Origin of the sequence: Flavobacterium sp., from assembly GCF_027531905.1 — a bacterium.
Classification (GTDB): domain Bacteria; phylum Bacteroidota; class Bacteroidia; order Flavobacteriales; family Flavobacteriaceae; genus Flavobacterium.
Map to the genome: position 1 here is coordinate 1 of NZ_JAPZSU010000033.1, position 22,800 is coordinate 22,800.

15 protein-coding genes and 1 pseudogene are annotated in these 22,800 nt (G+C 35.9%); 3 read left to right on the forward strand and 13 right to left on the reverse strand.

Annotated features, from left to right (window positions below):
• A pseudogene (locus O9307_RS09285) lies at positions 1-91 on the reverse strand (IS1595 family transposase); the annotation flags it as partial.
• 758 nt (positions 92-849) lie between these two features.
• Here O9307_RS09285 and O9307_RS09290 point away from each other — a divergent pair.
• Positions 850-2,481, forward strand: a complete 1,632-nt coding sequence (locus tag O9307_RS09290; RefSeq protein WP_298298149.1) for a beta-N-acetylhexosaminidase — start codon at positions 850-852, stop codon at positions 2,479-2,481.
• A gap of 107 nt (positions 2,482-2,588) precedes the next feature.
• Here the strand turns inward: O9307_RS09290 and O9307_RS09295 are convergent, their stop codons facing one another.
• From O9307_RS09295 to O9307_RS09345, 11 genes are all read right to left on the reverse strand, one after another.
• A complete protein-coding gene (locus tag O9307_RS09295) occupies positions 2,589-3,317 on the reverse strand; it encodes a TIGR00730 family Rossman fold protein (RefSeq protein WP_298298151.1) in 729 nt (242 codons plus the stop codon).
• Between the two features lie 86 nt (positions 3,318-3,403).
• A complete protein-coding gene (locus O9307_RS09300) occupies positions 3,404-3,826 on the reverse strand; it encodes an endonuclease domain-containing protein (RefSeq protein WP_298298153.1) in 423 nt (140 codons plus the stop codon).
• Positions 3,827-3,917: 91 nt separating this feature from the next.
• Entirely contained in the window at positions 3,918-6,749 is a 2,832-nt protein-coding gene (gene uvrA, locus O9307_RS09305; RefSeq protein ID WP_298298156.1) for an excinuclease ABC subunit UvrA, read from the reverse strand.
• 116 nt (positions 6,750-6,865) lie between these two features.
• Positions 6,866-7,819, reverse strand: coding sequence for a Fic family protein (locus O9307_RS09310; RefSeq protein WP_298298158.1), 954 nt, complete (start codon positions 7,817-7,819; stop codon positions 6,866-6,868).
• Positions 7,820-7,930: 111 nt separating this feature from the next.
• Entirely contained in the window at positions 7,931-11,011 is a 3,081-nt protein-coding gene (locus O9307_RS09315; protein WP_298298161.1) for a hypothetical protein, read from the reverse strand.
• A 62-nt stretch (positions 11,012-11,073) separates the two neighbouring features.
• On the reverse strand, positions 11,074-11,811 hold the full coding sequence (locus O9307_RS09320; protein ID WP_298298163.1) for an outer membrane lipoprotein-sorting protein: 738 nt from the start codon (positions 11,809-11,811) through the stop codon (positions 11,074-11,076).
• Between the two features lie 84 nt (positions 11,812-11,895).
• On the reverse strand, positions 11,896-13,665 hold the full coding sequence (locus tag O9307_RS09325) for a chloride channel protein (RefSeq protein WP_298298188.1): 1,770 nt from the start codon (positions 13,663-13,665) through the stop codon (positions 11,896-11,898).
• 26 nt (positions 13,666-13,691) lie between these two features.
• Positions 13,692-14,372: a DNA alkylation repair protein gene (locus tag O9307_RS09330; RefSeq protein WP_298298166.1), complete on the reverse strand. Its 681-nt coding sequence runs from the start codon at positions 14,370-14,372 to the stop codon at positions 13,692-13,694.
• Positions 14,373-14,374: 2 nt separating this feature from the next.
• Positions 14,375-16,057, reverse strand: coding sequence for a gamma-glutamyltransferase (gene ggt / locus O9307_RS09335; protein WP_298298169.1), 1,683 nt, complete (start codon positions 16,055-16,057; stop codon positions 14,375-14,377).
• A gap of 3 nt (positions 16,058-16,060) precedes the next feature.
• Entirely contained in the window at positions 16,061-17,746 is a 1,686-nt protein-coding gene (gene ggt / locus O9307_RS09340) for a gamma-glutamyltransferase (protein WP_298298172.1), read from the reverse strand.
• Positions 17,743-18,327 carry an ACP phosphodiesterase gene (locus O9307_RS09345; RefSeq protein WP_298298176.1) on the reverse strand — a complete coding sequence of 195 codons (585 nt, stop codon included), beginning with the start codon at positions 18,325-18,327 and terminating at the stop codon, positions 17,743-17,745. The genes ggt (O9307_RS09340) and O9307_RS09345 overlap by 4 nt, the downstream gene beginning before the upstream one ends.
• A gap of 148 nt (positions 18,328-18,475) precedes the next feature.
• On the opposite strand from O9307_RS09345, the gene glmM reads away from it, so the two are divergent.
• Together glmM and O9307_RS09355 are read left to right on the forward strand one after the other, a co-directional pair.
• Positions 18,476-19,864 carry a phosphoglucosamine mutase gene (glmM, locus tag O9307_RS09350; protein WP_298298179.1) on the forward strand — a complete coding sequence of 463 codons (1,389 nt, stop codon included), beginning with the start codon at positions 18,476-18,478 and terminating at the stop codon, positions 19,862-19,864.
• A gap of 295 nt (positions 19,865-20,159) precedes the next feature.
• Positions 20,160-21,647 carry an aminotransferase class V-fold PLP-dependent enzyme gene (locus O9307_RS09355; protein ID WP_298298182.1) on the forward strand — a complete coding sequence of 496 codons (1,488 nt, stop codon included), beginning with the start codon at positions 20,160-20,162 and terminating at the stop codon, positions 21,645-21,647.
• A 66-nt stretch (positions 21,648-21,713) separates the two neighbouring features.
• Here O9307_RS09355 and O9307_RS09360 read toward each other — a convergent pair whose 3' ends face one another.
• Positions 21,714-22,583, reverse strand: a complete 870-nt coding sequence (locus O9307_RS09360; protein WP_298298185.1) for a lysophospholipid acyltransferase family protein — start codon at positions 22,581-22,583, stop codon at positions 21,714-21,716.
• Between the last annotated feature and the right edge of the window lie 217 nt (positions 22,584-22,800).

Here is a 22,800-nt window from a genome sequence, read left to right on the forward strand (position 1 = left end):
ATTTTATTGAAGCCAAATATTCCAAACAGTCTAAGTCTGTTTTGAATGTGTCAAAAAAATCAATAATACTTTCTCCTTTGAATGATTCCATAACCTTTTTTGTTTTCCGAAATATAAGAAAATATCTTTACAGCTCTAAAAACTTAAATGTCCTTATTTGCCTTATATGGTTTTAAAAACACACACACTTTGAACTTCAATCAAAACCTTACATGACTTATATGGTTGTCTTTTTGCTTGTGTGTTTACCCACACAGTTGAGGGTAGAACCTTTTTTTTACGCAGATTTCGCAGATTTTCGCAGAAAAATCAGTTAAAATCTGCAGAATCTGCGTGCTATTTTTTTTCTTTTTCCTCTTAACTTAATGAAATTGACAGCGAACGGACGAAGCAAACTATCTTTAGCCCAAATTCTGCATTAGAAATCTACTCCAACTGAAATACTTCATCATCTTTATATTTTTTGGCGGAGGTTACTGAATCGATTTCATTTGTTTTTAATAGTGTTGTTTTGGTCAAATATAATCTTCGATGTCGTTTTCAAAACCAAGAACTTTTTTCACGCGTTTATATTTTTAGTGGAGTTCAAGCTATGCTCTGCTTGGTTTTACCATTTTTAAATTCAAAGCACAAAAGTAGTAGCTCATTTGCTTTTATTATTTATAGAAATGCGCTGAACGTTGTTTCATTCTTTAAAATAGTCCGTGAGCTCTTGCTTTTATTGAATGATTCAGTTGCGCTACGAAGTCTAATGCGGAATCTGGGTTTAAATTTGCGATTAAAATTTAAAAGCGAACACCTTGTTGTATCTTTACCTTTGTGTATTAAAAAAATTATTAAAAAAATAATATGGGAAAGTCATTTTTATTTGCATTTCTGTTATGTAGCACATTAACGTTTGCACAACAAGTAAACATAATTCCTCAGCCTGTGGAAGTAGTTAAGAATTTTGGAAATTTTGTAATTGATTCAAAAACTAGTTTGGTTGTTATCGATAAAGAAGATACTGCGACAGCTACTTTTTTTAATGATTATCTGGATAAATATTATGGTTTTAAATTGAATGTTGTGCAAAATGCCACTAGTAATTCCATAAAATTACTAAGCCAAAAAAATAATGAAGGACTTAAAAGAGAAGGTTATACGTTTAAATCTGATAAAAATGGTGTCGAGATTAATGGGAATTCTCCAATGGGAACTTTCTACGGCATGCAAACACTTATTCAATTATTACCTGTTGAAAAAAGCAAGAGTCTCGTAATTGCATCAGTTGCTATAAAAGATCAACCTCGTTTTGCTTATAGAGGCGCTATGTTGGATGTTGGACGTCATTTTTTTTCTGTTGCATTCGTAAAAAAATACATCGATTATTTAGCTTATCACAAGATGAATTATTTTCATTGGCATTTAACTGAAGATCAAGGCTGGAGAATTGAAATAAAAAAATACCCAAGACTTACTGAAATTGGATCCAAACGAAATGGAAGTATAATTGGTAGTTATCCAGGAAAAGGAAGCGATAACACTCCCGAAGGCGGTTTTTATACGCAAGAGCAGATAAAAGAGATAGTAAAATATGCTTCTGATCGTTTTATTACAGTAATTCCCGAAATTGAAATGCCAGGACATAGTAGTGCCGCTATTGCCGCTTATCCTGAGTTGAGTTGTTTCCCAGAAGAGAAAACTTCTATTCCAGAGCATATGATATCTATCATGAGCAAACAAGAACTGGCCAATGGAAAAAATAAAATTGTTCAGGAAACTTGGGGGGTTCATTCCGATGTATTTGTTCCTTCAGAACAAACTTTTAAATTTCTTGAAGAGGTTCTTGATGAGGTAATGGCTTTATTTCCATCAAAATATATTCATGTAGGAGGCGATGAGTGCCCAAAAGATGCTTGGAAAAGAAGTGCATTTTGTCAACAAATCATAAAGGATAAAAATTTGAAAGACGAGCATGGGCTTCAAAGTTATTTTATACAACGAATGGAAAAATACATTAATAAAAAAGGGAGAACCTTAATAGGTTGGGATGAAATATTAGAAGGCGGTCTTGCACCCAATGCCATAGTAATGAGTTGGAGAGGTGAAGAAGGCGGAATTGCCGCTGCAAAAGAAAATCATCAAGTAATAATGACGCCCGGAAGCCATGTTTATTTAGATCATTCACAAACCAAAAATGAAAAGGAAGTAACAATTGGAGGGTATTTACCTTTGGAAAAGGTGTATGGCTATGAGCCAATTCCCAAGGAGTTGAATGAACAACAAGCAAAATACGTTTTGGGAGCGCAAGGTAATGTTTGGACAGAATATATGGCTAGTCCTTCCAAAGTAGAATATATGATATTCCCGCGTTTGAGCGCTTTAAGCGAAGTCCTTTGGTCCCAAAAAGAAACTAAAAATTGGAATGATTTTCAAAGAAAAATTGAAACAATGAAAAAGCGATACACCATTTGGAATGCAAATTATTTTATTGAATAGTAATTCTATTTCCGCAAAAAAAAAGACGCTTACGATTGGATCAGTTTCCAATGGTAAGCGTTTTAAACTCTAAAAAAAAATGATACTTTCCTAAAGAGGGTACAAATCTAAAAATTAGGACTCAAATCATATTTCTTATAAAACTTATCGAGCACATCTAATACTTCATCTTCGGTATCCACGATTTTGAATAAGTCCAAATCGTCTTCGCTAACAGTATGTTCTCTTTCAACCAAAACACTTTTGATCCAGTCAATTAAGCCTGACCAAAATTGGGTACCTACTAAAATGATTGGGAATTTGCCAATTTTCTTTGTTTGAATCAGAGTGATGGCTTCAAACAATTCATCCATGGTACCAAAACCGCCTGGCATCACTACAAATCCTTGCGAGTATTTCACAAACATCACTTTGCGCACAAAGAAATAGTCAAAATTCAGATTCTTATCATGGTCAATATAAGGATTGAAATGTTGCTCAAACGGCAATTCTATATTCAATCCTACTGAAGTTCCTCCACCTAAATGAGCGCCTTTGTTTCCTGCCTCCATAATTCCGGGGCCACCGCCAGTAATTACACCATAGCCCGCTTTACTGATTTTGTAAGCAATTTTTTCGGCCAATAAATAATAGGGGGTATTGGGTTTTAAACGAGCTGAACCAAAAATTGTCACACAAGGGCCAATTCGGCTCATCGTTTCGTATCCATTAACGAATTCGGACATAATTTTGAAAATTGCCCAGCTATCATTGGTGCGAATTTCATTCCATGTTTTACGTTTCAATTTGTCTTGAATTACTTTGTCTTCGTCGTTATCAAAATCTTCTAATTTCATAATTTTTAATTTTTGCTATTTTTTACTTCCCCTCCATTGGAGGGGTGCCCGTAGGGTGGGGTGGTTATTAAGTTAAACATTTTTTTTTACCCAAATTCCTTAACAATATATTCCTCTAACTCTCTCATTACATTATTCAAATCATATTTCACTCTTAAATCAGAGATTCTATAAACTTTTAAGCCTAATAAATTCAAATAGTCCTCTCTTTTTTGGTCATACTCTTCCTTGTTGTTGTGACTTGAACCATCAATTTCAATAACTAAACCTAATGTTTTTACATAAAAATCCACAATATAATTTCCGATAATTCGTTGTCGATCAAAATCAATTTTCCAAAATTTTCCTTTATGCACTTGTAGCCAAAAGATAACTTCTGAAAGAACTCCTGCTTTTCGTAATGCCCTAGCCCTGCTATTTAAATTTGCGTTGTAAGGTAAGTTTTCTATAAAATTTCTATATATGGGCTTGGAGTTTATATGGGCGGTTATTTCTCTGTTCTCTTCCATATAATTTAATATTTAGAATTTAAATATAAAGAAAAGAAATGCAATAAAAAAACCACCCCGCCCTACGGGCACCCCTCCAAAGGAGGGGAATTTAAACCAATTCTTTCTTTAAAAAATGACCTGTATAGCTCTTTTTTACTTTAATGATTTCTTCAGGTGTGCCTTTGGCTACGAGCTGTCCGCCACCTTTTCCGCCTTCAGGACCAATGTCAATGATGTAATCGGCTAGTTTAATGACATCCATATTGTGTTCGATAATCAAAACAGTGTTGCCTTTATCCACCAATCGATTAATCACATCCATCAACACCCGAATATCCTCAAAATGCAAACCTGTAGTAGGTTCGTCTAAAATATAAAAAGTATTTCCTGTGTCTTTTTTCGATAATTCACCAGCAAGTTTAATACGTTGTGCTTCACCACCAGAAAGTGTAGTACTTTGTTGTCCTAAAGTGATATAACCCAAACCAACATCTTGCAAAGTTTTGACTTTTCTATAAATTTTTGGGATGTTTTCAAAAAATGGTACCGCTTCATCAATCGTCATGTCCAATACATCCGAAATAGATTTGCCTTTGTAGCGAATTTCAAGGGTTTCTCTATTAAATCGTTTGCCCTGACAGCTTTCGCATTCTACATACACATCGGGTAAAAAGTTCATTTCGATAGTTCGAACACCTGAGCCTTCGCAGGTTTCGCAACGACCACCTTTTACATTAAAACTAAAGCGTCCAGCTTTGTAACCCCGAATCATACTTTCGGAAGTCATCGTAAACAAATTGCGGATTTCGGTAAAAACCTCAGTGTAAGTCGCAGGATTAGAACGCGGTGTTCTTCCAATTGGACTTTGGTCAATGTCAATTACTTTATCTATATGTTCCAAACCTTCAATCTTTTTATAAGGTTGTGGTTTTTTGACTCCGTTAAAATAATAAGCATTCAGAATAGGGTAGAGGGTCTCGTTGATTAAAGTTGATTTCCCACTTCCTGAAACACCTGTTACACAAATCATTTGCCCTAGCGGAATTTCTATAGAAACATTTTTTAGATTGTTTCCAGTTGCTCCAGTAAGTTTAAGAAATTTTCCATTGCCAATTCGGCGTTTTTCTGGAATGTCAAATTTCATTTTTCCATTCAAATACTGTGCAGTTATAGTATTGGATGCTAAGGTTTCTTGAGGAGTCCCAATACTAATGATTTCTCCTCCATATTTTCCCGCTTTTGGACCAATATCAATTACATAATCCGCACGTTCAATCATGTCTTTATCGTGCTCAACGACCAAAACCGAATTACCAATATCACGCAATTGCTCAAGCGAATGAATCAATTTTTCATTGTCTCTTTGATGTAAACCAATACTCGGCTCATCTAAAATATAAAGCACACCCACCAATTGCGAACCGATTTGGGTAGCCAAACGAATACGCTGTGCTTCACCACCTGAAAGTGATTTTGAACTTCGGCTTAACGCCAAGTAATTTAAACCAACATTCATCAAAAACGCCAAACGATCTTTGATTTCCTTGATGACTTCTGTTGCAATTCGTTTTTGTTTGTCTGTCAAATGATTTTCTAAATCCAAAAACCAAGTGGTCAAATCTGAAATGTCCATGTCGCATAATTCAGAAATACTTTTTTCATGGATTCGAAAATAATTAGCTTCCTTTTTAAGGCGAGAGCCCTCGCAAACAGGACAAGCAATTTCGTCCATAAATTCTTTAGCCCAACGCTTGATAGCAGTAGAACCACTTTCGTCGTGTTGGTTTTTGATGAAATGCGAAATGCCTTCAAAATCAATTTTGTACTCTCTCGTAACGCCCAAATCTTTCGATTGAACCGCGAATTTCTCTTTGCCACCATTCAAAATCATTTCCATAGCTTCGGCAGAAATGTTTTCGATGGGGTCTGTAATTTTAAAATTGAATTTTTCTCCAATTGTTTCCAGTTGCTTAAAAATCCAAGACGATTTGTATTCTCCAAGCGGAGCAAAACCACCTGCTTTGATGGATAATTTTGGATTGGGAATGATTTTTTTGGTATTGATTTCATTAATAGTTCCTAATCCATTGCAGTGTTCGCAAGCTCCTTTTGGGGAGTTGAAAGAAAACAAATTGGGTTCAGGATTTTGATACGAAATTCCAGTAGTAGGGCACATCAAATTACGGCTAAAATAGCGCACTTCATTGGTGTCCTGATCCAAAATCATCAATACATTTTCACCGTGATGCATAGCGGTATTGATGCTTTCGGACAAACGTTTTTGTATGTCATCAGAAGTATCAACAACAATTCTATCCACTACAATTTCTATATCGTGTGTTTTGTAACGGTCGAGTTTCATTCCGGGAGTAATGTCTACAATTTCACTATTTACTCTTACTTTTAGAAAACCTTGTTTGGTAATTTGTTGGAAGAGTTCAGCATAATGTCCTTTTCTCGCTCGAATGATTGGAGCCAAAATATTGATTCTTTTTCCATTAAAATCCTGAATGATTAATTCTTTGATTTGCTCATCAGAGTAAGTAACCATTTTTTCTCCCGTATTATAACTGTAGGCATCAGCACCACGGGCATATAATAAACGTAAGAAATCGTATATTTCAGTAATTGTTCCTACGGTAGAACGCGGGCTTTTGCTAGTCGTTTTTTGTTCAATAGCAATCACAGGCGAAAGACCATCGATTTTATCAACATCAGGACGTTCTAATCCTCCCAAAAATTGTCGGGCATAAGCTGAAAAGGTTTCTACATAGCGGCGTTGTCCTTCGGCATAAATAGTATCGAAAGCCAAGGAAGATTTTCCCGAACCCGAAAGTCCTGTTATGACTACGAGTTTTTCTCTAGGAATCGCAATGTCGATGTTTTTTAGGTTGTGAACGCGAGCGCCTTGAACTTCAATGGTATTGTTTGTATCTAGCATAGTTTTGCAAATTCCGAATAGGTCGGAAGCAAAGTTACTATTTTGATTTATTCTTTTGGTAGAACACTATCGAAGATTGTGTTAAAAAAGAATGCTAAAAACGCTAACTTTTTGGGTTAGCGTTTTCTTTTTCTGGTACTGATATAGGCTTCAATGGCCTCTTTGGTGGTATACCAATTTCTCCCTTCTTTGTAGGCGTCTATTTTTCCCGTTCGAGCTAATAAACTAACATATTCTTGTCCGTAAGGGCTGCTTGGTTCACTAACAATAGTAGCTATTGTCTGAAAGTCGTTGTTACTATCAGGCATAGCATTTAGGTAAATATTCAAACTTCGTTCCAATGCTTGACTCATCAAAAGTATTAATTTTTGATAGTTCCCATTATTGGCTTGATTGAGTGCTTCGTAGTATTTTTTTCTATCGTTTTTGAGTATGATAGCTGGTGGAAAACCACATCGCATCAATAGCAAATTCATACTCAAACGAACTGTCCTTCCGTTGCCATCAAAAAAAGGATGAATCCAAACTAATTTATGATGAAAAATAGTTGCCAACTCAATATCATTCAAATGTAAAGGGTTGGTGTTAATGAAGTCAATCAATTCATCTAGTAAATCCGAAACTTTATTCGCATTGGGAGGAACAAAATTAGCCCCAGAGATACGAACACCTCCATTGCGTAATCTCCCTGCGAAATCATCTTCAATCGAGCGTAATACCAAACCGTGTAACGATAATATATCAATACTTCGTAATACATAGTTATCATTGATTATCGAAAAAAGGTAATCAATGGCTTTGTCGTGGTTGTGTGCTTCAAAATGTTCTCTCAAGGAAATCCCTTTTATAGTGATTCCTTCTTGCAAAACCATTTGGGTTTCTCTTAATGTTAAGGTGTTTCCTTCTATACTATTGGAATTGTAGGTCCATTCTATAGATAAGCTTTCTTTGATTTTATTCAAAGCGATGGTGGGCAAGGGTCTGCTATTTTGCAAATCTTGCTTTTTTTGATACAATCGTTCAAACGTTGATTGAAATTCTTCCCGATATCCTAAGTCTATATCCCACATAACCCCACAAATTTACAATTAATATCGGATATAAAAAATATTTTAACTATCCGATAATAAAAAAACGCTAACCGAAGTTAGCGTTTTTGATTCATTGTCTCTTAAATGGTCTTATTCTGCCACAAACTCAGCATAGGTTTTCAAAACAAACGGGATGTTTTGTTCTTTTGCTTGTTTTAAATAAGTTGTCTCATATTTAGCTTTAACCGTTTTGAAATCTTTCATTTCGTTATCAAAGCGTTGCATAATGGCTTCCTTATTTTCTAATTGTGAAGGAGAAGGAGCTGTAAAATTCCCAGCAATTGAAGCATATAAGTCTCCAAGTTTTTCTCTCAACTGAGGTTCTGCCGAAGCTACATAGCCATCACCAGTAGTAACTACCATTTTTGCCTTTACATTCTCAAAATCAGTTTTGATTTTTGTGCCATTTTTGGCAAAACCTTTATTTTTAGCAATTAATTGATCTAATAATTTTACAGTTTCGTCAATTTCATACACTGCGTAAGCTAGTTCTTCATTTTTGTTGAACAACTCTCGTGTAGTTTCTTTTTGTTTTGCTCTATCTGATGCAGAAATACTACTTTTAGGATCATTTAGAACTTTAAAAGTGTGTGTGTACGTATCTTTTCCTTTAGTCATCACTACTTTATAAGTGCCTTCTTGCACACGTGGCGAGGTAAAACCAGCAAATGATACTGTTTTTCCAGCAGCAATTTTTGGGTTTTTCATATTGTAGTCCCAAGTTACTACGTTTATCCCTTTTTGTTTTCCTGCAGGTAGCGACACAATTTTATTACCTTGTTCGTCTTGTATTTCAAGATCCATCTTACCCAAGGTATGTCTTTTCTTTAAGTAATAGATGATTTGAGCACTAGAAGATGGATTACTACCCACAAACTCTAATTCTGTTGCGGTAGTTCCAAAACTTGATTGCTCTTCAATTACAGCTGGCTTCAAATTAAAGAAGTGAACATCTTTGGCAAGAACGTCTTGACTTATTTGACGCAAAGGGGTAATATCATCTAAGATAATAATACCACGACCATGAGTTGCCATAACCAACGAATTGGTTTTTGGACTTAATTCCATGTAGTGTACAGCAACTGAAGGCATTTTATTTGTAAAATGAGACCAATTTGCGCCACCATCTATAGTGATGTATAAACCTTTTTCCGTACCCAAAAACAATAAGTTCTCATTGGTAAAATCTTCCTGAATGTTACGAACAAAGCCATCAACATCAGGAGTAATAATAGATTTCCATGTTTTTCCAAAATCTGTCGTTTTGTACGCATATGGAGTATAATCATTTTTGGCGTGACCTTCAAAGACAGCATAAGCTGTTCCTTCTCCAAAAGTACTCGCTTCAATGTGATAACACCATGTGTTTTTAGGAAGTCCAGTTATGTTGGCAACCACATTAGTCCATGTTTTACCTCCATCTTTGGTAACTTGTACATTACCGTCGTCAGTACCAGCCCAAATTACTTTTTCGTTCAAAGGGGATTCGGCAATGGTAAAAATAGTACAATGTTTCTCAGCACCAGAATTGTCGACAGACAATCCGCCAGATTTTTCTGTGTTGTATTTTAATGCATCGTTCGTAGTTAAATCTGGTGAAATTTTGGTCCATGTACGACCCATATCTTCGGATTTGTGTACGAACTGGCTTCCCATATAGAAACGATCTGGTTGCTTTTTACTGATTTCCATTGGGGCGTTCCAGTTGAAACGTAATTTTGGATCTCCTTTTACTGCCAAGGGTTGAATCGTAATCAATTCTTGGGTGTCTGTATTGTAACGCCAAACATTTTCAGCACCTTGCATTTCGCTGTAAATAATATTTTTGGTTGGATGTTTGATTACTCTAAATCCATCACCTTGACCAATTCTTGTCCAGTCTCTAGATTCAATTCCACCTGGACTTTTTGAAGGACCGTACCAAGAACCGTTATCTTGTAAACCTCCATAAACATTAAATGGTTCTTTATCGTCGATACTTACGTGATAAAATTGAGAAACAGGAATGTTGCTGACCATTTCCATAGTATTTGCACCATCCCAACTTCTATAAACACCGCCATCAGTACCACAATACATTCTATTGCTATCATTAATATCAAAAACAATATCATGGATATCAGAATGCATGTTTCCTAGGTTTTTGAAGGTTTTTCCACCATCTCTACTAATGGATCCGCTTAAACCTCCTTTTACTACAGTTTCAGGGTTTTTTGGATCAATGGTAATTCTAGAAAAATAGAAAGGTCTAACCACTAAACCAAAATCACTATTTAGATGTTTCCAATTGGCTCCAGCATCATCTGAGCGGTACAAACCATTCAATTCTGCTTTTTCTGTTTCAAGTACCGAATATAAGATGTTACTATTTGATGGAGCAATAGCAATGGCAATTCTACCTAATTGTCCAGCAGGGAATCCGTTGTGAATTTTGTTCCAAGTTTTTCCTCCATCAGTTGTTTTATACAAAGCTGATTTGGTTCCTCCTGAGCTGAACGACCAACCTGTTCTTCGGAACTCCCAAAAAGAAGCATACATAATATTGCTATTTTTTGAGTCCATTATCAAATCTGAACAGCCTGTTTTGTTATCTACAAAAAGAACTTTATTCCAAGTGGTTCCTCCATCTGTAGTTTTATAAATACCTCTTTCGTCACTATCTCCCCATAAAGCGCCAAGAACACCAACCCAAACAATATCGCTATTCTTCGGATCAACGATGATCGAGCTAATTCGGTCAGATTTAGGTAAACCCATGTTTTTCCAGTTTTGGCCTCCATCTGTCGATTTGTAGATGCCGTCTCCCATAGAAACACTATTTCTTGTCCATGTTTCTCCAGTACCTACCCAAATATTTTGGTCTGGTTTTGAAGGATCAATAGCTACACAACCTATGGATTGAATGTGCTCATCAAATATTGGATTAAAAGAAGCTCCACCGTCGTTACTTTTCCAAACCCCACCGCCAGCTGTTCCTGTATATATGATTTTATTGTTAGTAGGATGCACTTCGAGATCGGTAATCCTACCACTCATTAATGCAGGACCAATATGTCTGGCCTGCATATCACCAAAAAGTTCTTTGCCCTTTAGTACAATTTTATCTTGCGCCAAAAGATTTGTTGCTGATAGTACGCCTATACAAGCAACCCACATGAATGTTTTTTTCATAAAAATAATGGTAAAAAAAGCCCTTATTTTGCAATAAGGACTTCGGGTTGATTATATTGATGTTATTGAGCTGGAAAAGCGTAAATTTTTGAATCTACAGTAGGATTTAAAGTGATTTTTTTAACTTTCATTACTTGACCACCTTGATTCATTGAAAATGGAAAATAAATTCCATCTACTTCTTGAAAATCACTCATAGTTGAAGTAGATTTTTGCCCTTTGGCTGGTCCTTGCTTAATTTCAGTTTCAGCTGCGATTGGTAAATTGTTTTCAGTATCGAAGAAGTAGTAAGTAATATCGTCAGCTTTTACACCATCTACCATGATTGGTTTTTTGGTGAATTTTACCTTAAAGCATTCTGTTCCTTCTTTTGTTTCTTTGCCCATAAATTCTGCGCTATACCCTTTGGATTTATAGTCTAAAAATGGATCAGGAAAATCTTCATTACTTAATTTTGCATTTGCTGTAGACTCAGCGTCCATTTTTTCGGCTTTCATGGTCATAAAATTGGTACTCCACATGGTTTCGCCATCAGAAGCCATTTGCATAATTTCTTTACCTTGTAAATTTAGCTTTACAGCCATTTTACCTCCTTTTTCTTGGAAAATTTCAACTGGAATCTCCATTCCTTGAGCGTTAGCTACCATTTCCATCTTCACGCTTTTCAACGCTTTTAGTTTTTCTGCTCCACCAATAGTGGTTATGTATTTTGAAATAATTTCATCTGCTGTTTGAGCAAATAATGAAGCACTGCTTGTACAAAGAAAAAGTGCTAAAGCTGACATTTTTAGGGTTTTCATAATATTAAAGTTTAGTTATTTGATTTTAATTGGGTTAGTAGGCATAGTGCCTTTTTTGTTACAAAAAAGTTATAATTAAATTTATTAATCAATAGTCATGGCCTTAAGCTTGGTTCGGTAAGCTTCTAAAGCTGCTGATTTTGAAATGATTCCATAATATTTCCCGAATTGTACCACCGGAAGAAATGCTTTTTTGGTTTGTTCAAATCTATTCATCACAATTTCCATGCGATCAGTTGGAGCGATTACAGCAGCTGGAGTAATCATAATTTCTTTGATTAAGGTATATTTTACACGATAGGTATTAAATATGATTTCTCTGATGTCGTTAAAATGTACAACACCTAATAATTCATTTTCTTCGTTTACTACGGGAAAAATCACTTGGTCCGAGTGAGAAATTAAATCAACTAAGCGTTCTAAGTTTTCATTTGCCGAAATAGTAAGATAACTGGTGTCAATGATAGTGCTGGTTTCAAGGTTTGATAAGACATTTGCATCTTTATTACTGGTAAAGGCGTGTCCTTTTTGGGCTAAATTTTTTACATCCATCGAATGTTTTTCAAAACGTTTTGAAATGGCGTAACTCGTTGAGGCTACAATCATCAACGGAATCATCAGTCCATAACCACCTGTAATTTCGGCAATCAAGAAAATAGCGGTAAGCGGAGCGTGAAATAAGCCACTCAAAATACCTGCCATACCAACAATTGTAAAATTACTTACAGGCAATTTTGCTATACCAATAAGGTTGAGTAAGGATGAAAAGAAGAAACCAACATAAGAACCTAAAAATAGAGAGGGAGCAAAATTACCTCCATTTCCTCCACAACTCAAGGTGAACCCTGTAGCAAATACTTTGAGCATCATACTGGCACCAATGAATAAAAGCAACATCCAATTGTTATTGCGGAAGCCTTTAAAAAGTGTGTTTTCGAGTAATTGTCCGGGGTCATTTTGAGACAAAATACGAATGCTTTCATACCCTTCTCCGAATAGGGTTGGGAAAACAAAAATTAACAAAGCCAAGATACTAGAGCCCAACAAAGCTTTTTTGTAAATAGTAAGTTTAGATAGATGAAAATACCCTTCAATCTTTTGAAAATATCTTGAATAATAAATAGAGATAAATCCAGTGAATACACCTAAAAAAACATAATAAATAATATTCAGATGATGAAAATGCTCTTGCTGTTTGAAGGACAATAGGATGCTTTCATCTAATGCAACCACAGAGACCATCGCACCAGTTGCAGCGGCAATCATAATGGGTGTAAAAGCAGAAATACTTACATCAACTAATAAAACTTCAACGGCAAATAACACACCAGCTATGGGAGCATTAAAAGCGGCTGCAATTCCTGCCGCAACGCCGCAACCAATAAGTAAAGTTCTGTCCTTATAACTCAAATGATATTTTTGTGCATAATTGGAACCAAAAGCTGCACCTGTAATCACAATAGGACTCTCCAAACCAGCCGAACCACCCAAACCAACAGTCAATGAACTAGTCACGATTTGAGCATACATTTGTTTTTTGGGGATAATACTTGCTTTTTTGGCAACGGCATATAAAATCTGGGAAGTTCCTTTTTCTATGCTTCCGCCCAATAATTTATGTACAACAAAAACCGTCAACAAAATTCCAATGATAGGCAGAATACTGTTGATGTAGTTGAGTTTTAAAATACCATTGACATAGGTCGCAAACGTAAAAACCGAATGCGCAAACGATTTTAAGACAATAACCGCTAAACCAGCTGAAATTCCTACCAATACACTCGATAAAAAAATGAATTGTTTACTAGTAAATTTACTTTGACTCCATACAATTAGTGATTCGAAGCGATTCATCACGCTAGTAATAATAGTGCTGAAATTCATAGTTTTTGTTTTTCAATAATACGTAAGGCTTCTTTTTTGCTTAATGGTTTTAAATTGGTACTTAAAACATAGTCTTGAACAGCTTTAGGATTGATTTTACTGTATTCTCTTAATGCCCAGCCCATTGCTTTTTGAATGAAAAATTCATTGCTTTCTTTAAAGTGTTCACAAACAGCTTCTAAGATACTAAAATTGGTATTCTTTTTATAGTCTAATTGAAATAAAAGTGTACTTCTGTTCAACCAGATATTTGAAGATTTGGAAAAATTCTCAATCACAATGGTTGTTTGCTCAGGAAATTGAACCAAATAACGACCTAGTAAATATTTACTAATCGTATCGACAGTATCCCACCACGAATGAGTGAGCAGTAGTTGTTCTATCCAATGAATGTCATCTAGAGCTAGTTTTTTGCTGCAATTCTGAATTAAAAGTTCAATTGCGCAATAATGAAATTCTCTTTGTGGTTTTTCATAAAGCTGAAACGCCAGTGTGCGAGCATTTGCTTTTATACTATCCAAATATTCGGTACTAACCGATTTTAAAACAGCCCTTCGTTGTGGCATAGCAATACCAAAAAACGAAAAATTATTTTTCATATACGCTTCCATAGCACTACTTTGTGCAGTGTTCGCCTGCGCTGCAAATTCTTTGTCTAAGGCTGTAATGAAATCCATAATTAATAACCAACCGCCGCATCATCACCTCTAAAATCAGCTCCACCTTCTAGTTTTTTATTAGGTAAAACCAAAATTGCATCGACTTTGCCAATGACAGGAGTTGTTTTTTCATTGATGATGTAGCCTTTTGTTTTTAGTTTTTCAAAAGTTGAAGTATCAAATGTATTCGGTTCAAATGTAATTAAATCAGGCAACCATTGATGATGAAAGCGAGGTGCATTTACCGCTTGTTGCATACTCAATTTGTATTCATAAACGTTCAGAATCGTTTGTAGAACCGAAGTAATAATGGTAGAACCACCTGGCGAACCCACAACCATATACAATTGACCATTTTTCTCAACAATTGTTGGTGTCATCGAACTTAGCATTCGTTTGCCTGGTGCAATACTGTTGGCTTCATTTCCAACTAAACCAAACATATTGGGTGTTCCGGGTTTGGCGCTAAAATCGTCCATTTCGTTATTGAGGAAAAAACCTAAAGCGTCACAATAGTATTTGGAACCATAGCCATCATTCAAGGTTGTGGTGGCGGCTACGGCATTTCCAGCGGCATCTACAATAGAATAATGAGTGGTTTCGGTACTTTCGTTATAGTTTACTTTTCCTTCTTTAATTTCAGAGGACAAAGTGGCTTTTTCAAAACTAAAATTAGCCATGCGCTGTTGCAAATAATCATCCGCTAGCAATGCTTTACTTGGAATTTTAACAAAATCTGGGTCACCAAGATAATGACTTCTATCTGCGTAAGCCCTGCGTTCTGCTTCTACAATTACTTGTATAGACTCGGTTGAATTATGTCCCATTTTTGATAAATCAAAGGGAGCAATCATTTTAAAAATTTGAGCCAAGCAAATACCACCGCTACTTGGTGGAGGCATGGAAATGATGTTTAAATCTTTATAAGCAAAAGACAAAGGTGTACGCCATTTGGCCTCGTATTGACGTAAATCTTTCATCGTGATGATGCCTCCTTTTTGTTGCAAATATTGTACTAAGGTTTTTGCCGTTTGTCCTTTATAAAATTCATCACGACCATTTTTTGCAATTCGCTTAAGCGTTGCAGCCAATGCGGGATATTTTATGGTATCTTTTTCTTTAAAAGGTTGTGCAAACAAGGTTTGATTCCCGTTTGCTTTTATGATTTCTTCTCGATAATTGTTTAATCGGAGTTCTTGTTTGCGCGTGACTACCACTCCTTTTTCTGCCAAAGCAATTACAGGTTTTAGTATTTCCGACATAGGCATACTTCCAAATTTTTTATGAACGGCAAAAACGCCAGCGATGGTTCCAGGCACACCAATAGCCAAAGGTGATTCGGTACTTTTTCCTTTGATGACATTACCTTCTTTGTCTAAAAACATGCTTTTGCTCGCGGCCAAAGGAGCTTTTTCTCTATAATCCAAAGAACCTATTTCGCCATTAGCTTTGCGATACACCATAAATCCGCCGCCACCTAAATTCCCAGCATAAGGATAAGCTACGGCCAATGCCAATTCGGTAGCCACCATAGCATCAAAGGCGTTGCCTCCTTTTTGCATGATTTCGACGCCAATTTTTGAGGCTTCTTCTCTTGCCGAAACCACCATGCCTTTGTCAACTAGTAAACCTGTAGTTTTTGTATTGTTTTGCGCAAAACTATTTATAAAGATAAATAGGAATAAGATGTGTACTTTTTTCATTTTTTAATATCCAGATGCGTTATTATCTCCTCTTTTGTCAGCTCCTCCTTCAAGTTTTCCATTGGGAAGCACTAAAATGGCGTCAACTTCACCAATAATTTCATTGTTCTTTTCATTAATGGTATAGCCTTTCTTCTTTAAATCTTTAAGTAATGATTTTGAGAAGGAATTGGGCTCAAAAACAATTTCATCAGGCAACCATTGATGATGAAATCTTGGGGCATTGACTGCTTCTTGCATACTCAAATTAAATTCATGTACATTCAAAATAGATTGTAAGACCGAGGTGATAATTGTAGAACCTCCTGGGGTACCAACAACCATAAAAAGCTTTCCATTTTTTTCGACTATGGTTGGCGACATTGAACTAAGCATTCTTTTTTCGGGTGCAATACTATTGGCTTCTGAACCTGTAAGACCGTATAAATTGGCCACACCTGCTTTGGCACTAAAATCATCCATTTGGTTGTTCAAAAAGAAACCCAATTCATCGCAATATATTTTTGAACCAAAATTATCATTCAAAGTGGTAGTAACCGAAACGGCATTTCCTTCAGCGTCAACAATTGAATAATGGGTGGTTTGTTTGCTCTCGTAGCCTGGAATTGTTCCGTGAGCGAGTGCCGATGATTTTGTTGCTTTATCAAATGAAAAATCAGCCATTCTATTTTTCAAATACGTCGAGTCTTGAAGTTCTTTTATTGGAAGCTTTACAAAGTCAGGATCTCCCAAAAAATAGTTCCTATCGGCATAAGCTCTTCTTTCTGCTTCCGTAATAACTTGAATAGCTTTCTGACTATTGTGCCCCATCTCGGCAAGATTATAGGGTTCGATCATTTTCATAATTTGATTCAAACAGATACCGCCACTACTCGGAGGAGACATAGAAGTTATTTTTAAATTCTTGTAATTAAATGTGATCGGATTTCTCCATTTCGCTTGGTATTTTTCTAAATCAGACAAAGAGAAGATTCCGCCTTTTTTGGCAATAAACGCTACAAGTTTTTGAGCGGTTTCTCCTTGGTAAAATTCTTTTTTTCCATTTTTAGAAATTCGTTTTAAGGTTTGAGCCAACGCAGCATACTTAATGGTATCACCAACTTTATACACTTTCGAAAACAAACTATTTGGACCATTTGCTTTTATAAATGAAGCCCTGTATTTTGCCAAATCATTAGCTTGATATTGAGTAACCACAACACCTCTTTCGGCCAAGGCGATTACTGGTTTTAAAATTTCACTAATGGGTAAGGAACCAAATTTTTGATGTACTTCGAAAACGCCTGCAATAGTTCCTGGAACCCCAGAAGCTAAAGCTGTTTCGGTGCTTTTTCCCTCTATTACATTTTTGTTGGCATCTAAAAACATATCTTTTGAGGCAGATTGCGGAGCTTTTTCTCTGTAATCCAAAGCACCTGTTTCTCCATTGGCTTTTCTGTACACCATAAACCCACCACCTCCAATATTTCCTGCTTGTGGATGGCTTACGGCCAAAGCCAATTCGGTAGCCACCATAGCATCAAAAGCATTGCCGCCTTTTTTCAAAATTTCAACTCCAATTTTGGAAGCTTCTTCTCGAGCCGAAACGACCATGGCTTTAGAAGTTACTAAGCCTGTTGGCTCAACTGTTATTTCATTTGATTTACAACTTAAAAAAAGAATGGTAAATAATAGGATATATTTTTTCATAAGTGTGGTATTTTTTTTTGGCATTGTTTTTTTAATTCTTCAAAAAATATAGTAAACTCTTCTTCAAATTTGGAATAATAGGATGTTAATTCTTTGATAGAAAAACGCATATTCGAAGCGCCTTTCATTCTATGGTCCATTTTTTCTAAAATAATTGCAATCCCTTCTACAGTTCGGTAACTTACTAACCAATTTTGTGTAATAAGGTAAGGGATCATTTTTTGGGTTTTGGGATTGAGAAAATCATAATTATCTCTCAAAGATTGATAAAAAAGTGCTGTAAAATCTTCTAAAGTTTCGTCCGAATAAGTGCTCCAGTTTTTGGCTAAAAAATGGTCATAAAAAATATCGACAATAATTCCTGAATAATGATGATAATTAGGGTGTAAGCGTTTCGTACTTTGTCTAAAAACAGGATGGGCATCCGTGTAAGTGTCGATAAAGCGATGCAAATGAATGCCTTTCTGAATGGATAAATGGAATTGCTCGTACTGTTTCCCACGAATGCCGTCTGCCATGAAATTACCTATTTTAAGTAATTCATCATCACCAGAAAGAAAAATGTGGGCGAGAAAGTTCATTGTTTTTGCTTTGACTATTTTCAAAGATACAAACTTTAAAAAGCCTTGCAATAAAAGCTATCATTTCTAAATCAAAAAGTTTTCTGACTAAAGGTAATTAGCCCACCCAACTTTTTTATATTTGTAGCCATAACCAAATTGAATTTATATGACATTAATCAAATCAATCTCAGGTATTCGCGGAACCATTGGAGGAAAAGTAGGTGATAATCTAACGCCTGTAGATGCAGTAAAATTTGCTTCGGCCTACGGAACCTGGTTGAAAAAACATAGCAACAAAGAAAAAAATACCGTTGTAATTGGTAGAGATGCTCGTATTTCTGGACCTATGATTCACAATTTAGTGGTGAATACCTTATTAGGTTTAGGCATTGATGTAATCGATCTAGGATTGTCCACCACGCCTACAGTTGAAGTAGCGGTTCCTATGGAAAAAGCCGATGGTGGTATAATTTTGACCGCCTCTCATAACCCAAAACAATGGAATGCCTTGAAACTTCTAAACGAAAAAGGAGAATTCCTAAGTGGTGCCGATGGCGAAAAAATATTAGCCATTGCCGAAGCCGAAGCTTTCGATTTTTCAGATGTAGATAATTTAGGAGAAATCACCATCAACGACGCTTACATGGATATTCATATCGATGAAGTATTGAACTTGCCATTAGTGGATATCGAAGCAGTAAAAGCGGCCAACTTTAAAGTGGTAGTCGATGGTGTAAATTCTTCAGGCGGCATCATTATCCCAAAATTGTTAGAACAAATGGGAGTTGAAGTCGTAAAATTGTACTGTGAACCTAATGGACTTTTTCCTCACAATCCAGAACCTTTAAAAGAACATTTAACGGATATTTCAGCTTTAGTAGTCGAAGAAAAAGCGCATTTAGGCATCGTGGTAGATCCAGATGTCGATCGTTTGGCTTTCATTAGCGAAGACGGCGAAATGTTTGGCGAAGAGTATACTTTAGTAGCTTGTGCGGATTACGTGTTGAGCAAAACGCCTGGCAATACGGTTTCGAATATGTCTTCTTCAAGAGCGTTGCGCGATGTAACCCTTGCTCACGGCGGCAGCTACGAAGCGAGCGCGGTAGGAGAGGTGAATGTTGTGGAATTAATGAAAAAAAACAACGCTATCATTGGTGGTGAGGGCAATGGCGGAATCATTTATCCTGAATTGCATTACGGACGCGATAGCTTGGTGGGCGTAGCCTTGTTTTTGACGCATTTGGCGAATAAAAAAATGAAAGTGTCTGAGTTACGTGCTTCGTATCCTGAATATTATATGAGTAAAAATAAAATCGAATTGACGCCTCAAATTGATGTGGATGCGATTTTGGTAGCCATGACCGATAAGTATAAGTCAGAAAATATAACCACCATTGACGGAGTGAAAATAGATTTTGCCGAAAATTGGGTGCACTTAAGAAAATCAAATACCGAACCGATAATCCGTATTTATACCGAAGCCGCTACGCAACAATTGGCCGACGATTTAGCGTTGCGAATCATAGACGAAATCAAAGCAGTCGCTGGAATCTAAAAAAAAAATAGAAGATTAGTTTTTTGAACCAACGCATTAGGCTAATCAGGAAACAGGAATCCCGCTATCCGCTATATCTTTGTTTTTTTAAAGAAAAAAAACAAAGGATACCGCTCCTATCGGGGGTAAAAGAGTCACAATTGGCTTTTTTGGTTTCATTTTTTAGACGCATAAAATAAGAAGAAACCTTTTCAGTAACAGTATTGAAAAGGTTTTACTTTTTAATATTAATTATATAAACAACTATAAGGTTTTCAATCAAATACAATATATTTGTAAGCAAATGAAAGATATAATGACAACTAATACAAAAGAGACGACTTTAGAACAGTATTTTCAACAATTCCGCAAAAATATTATCGGAATTGATCAAGAATTTGAATCTCCATACGGATCAAAAAAAATAATATACACCGATTGGACCGCAAGCGGCAGGTTATATCGCCCCATCGAAGAAAAATTGATGAATGCCTTTGGACCTTTTGTGGCTAATACGCATACCGAAACCACAGTTTCTGGAACGGCCATGACCAAAGCCTATCATCATGCCAGAAATATCATTAAGAAACACGTTAATGCCAATAAAAACGATGTTTTAATCACCGATGGTACAGGAATGACGGGGGTTGTGAATAAATTCCAACGTATCTTAGGAATCAAAGTCCCTGAAAATTTAAAAGATTTTATTACTATTCCAATCGAGAAAAAACCAGTGGTTTTTATTTCTCACATGGAGCATCATTCTAATCAAACCTCTTGGTTAGAAACAATTGCCGATGTAGAAGTGATTCCTTCAACAGAAGACGGACTTTTTTCTCTAGAAAACCTGAAAGAATTACTCGAAAAATATAAAGACCGAGCTTTAAAGATTGCTTCAATCACTTCATGTTCTAATGTTACAGGTATTAGAACACCGTATCACGAGGCTGCCAAAATCATGCATCAGCATAATGGGGTTTGTTTTGTGGATTTTGCTTGCTCAGGACCTTATGTTTCCATTGATATGCATCCCGAAGATGAAGAAGCGTATTTGGATGCTATTTTCTTTTCACCACACAAGTTTTTGGGTGGTCCTGGTACATCTGGAGTCTTGGTTTTTAATAAAAAATTGTACAATAATATGGTACCAGATTGTCCAGGAGGAGGAACCGTTTCGTGGACAAATCCTTGGGGAGAGCACAAGTATATCGATAATATTGAGGATAGAGAAGATGGAGGTACACCAGGTTTCTTACAAGTAATCAAAACGGCTTTGGCGATTCAGTTAAAAGACGAAATGGGCATCGATAATATTTTGAAACGTGAACACGAAATTGTGGAGTATGTTTTTGATACCCTTCAAAACGTTCCAAATATTAAAATTTTGGCTGCTCAACATCAAGAGCGTTTAGGTGTGATTTCGTTTTTTGTTGACGATTTGCATTTTAATTTAGGAGTGAAGTTACTCAATGATCGTTTCGGAATCCAAACCAGAGGCGGCTGTAGTTGTGCAGGAACTTATGGACATTTCTTGCTTCACGTAGATCAAGAAACTTCAACTAAGTTGGTCAATGAAATAAGTTTAGGCGATTTAATCCGAAAACCAGGTTGGATTAGAATGTCTATTCATCCTACTACAACTTCAGCTGAAATAGAATACGTTTGCAATGCTATTAAATCTTTAGCCGAAAGCCATAAAGAGTGGGCCAAGGAATATCAGTATAATGCGGAAACCAATGAGTTTTTGCATCAAAATGCTACTTATTTTGAGAATACAATGGTTGCCGAATGGTTTGCTCATTAATAAGATTACAAGGATAAAAAAAAACTCATTGCTATTTGTTAGGAATGAGTTTTTTGCTTTTATAATTTATCGTCTGTGTTTCCATCTTTTATGTGTCCACAAATAAAATTCGGGAGCATCTAGGATTTGCTTTTCAACTAATTTTAAAAAACGTTCAGTGATTTCGAAATCAGGAATGCTTCTGGCATCTTCAGTAATATTGACAAAAGTGGCTTCATAATAGCCTCTTTTTACTTTTTTGACATCTACAAAAAGCACGCTCAAATCATATCTTTTAGCCAACATTTCAGCTCCAGTATGAACAGGCACATCAATTCCCATGAAGTGATGCCAATGAAAGGCACGATTGAGTTTTGGTGATTGATCGCTTACTAATCCATACATACATAATTTGCCAGTTTTTTCGTTTTCCCGCATTAATGGAATAGTTTGTCGAGTCTCCACTAATTCAGTATTGAATTTTGAACGAATGTCACGTACCAATTGGTCAAAATATTTATTGGCTATTTTTTTGTAAACTCCTACGCCATAAAATTTGGTTTGGTTATTTATTGTTATCAACCATTCCCAACTGCCATAGTGTGAAGTCAATAAAATGGTACTCTTTCCTTTGTTTTCAAATTCTTTTACCAATTCAATATTGGTAATTTTGAAGCGCTTATCCATTTCTTTATTCGAAATGGTCAATGTTTTTACCATTTCTAAGAACATATCGCACATATGTTGATAGAATTTTTTTTCGAGTACAAGACGTTCGTTAGAACTTAAATGTGGAAGTGCTAAGGCAATGTTTTCGCGGACTGTTTTTTTACGATAGCCAATTATTCTGTATACCATTAAATAAATGAGATCGGAGAACCAATAAAAAATGCGAAACGGAAGGATAGAAATAATCCAAAGAATTGGAAAAACTATAATATAAACCAAAAACTGCATGCTGATTTTTTTTATGCAAATATAACCCAAAAAAGGAAACAATATTATCCACCTCCAACTAGGGGTTAAAAATGTAGGTTCTACTGGGTTTTGTGTGAATATCCATTTAAGTCACCGTGAAAAAAAAGAATAGCTGTTCTAAAATTTTGCTTGTTTCTATATCCTCTACCGATTCGTTTTAGCTCTTCAATTGCACCGTTAATTCTTTCTGCTCTGG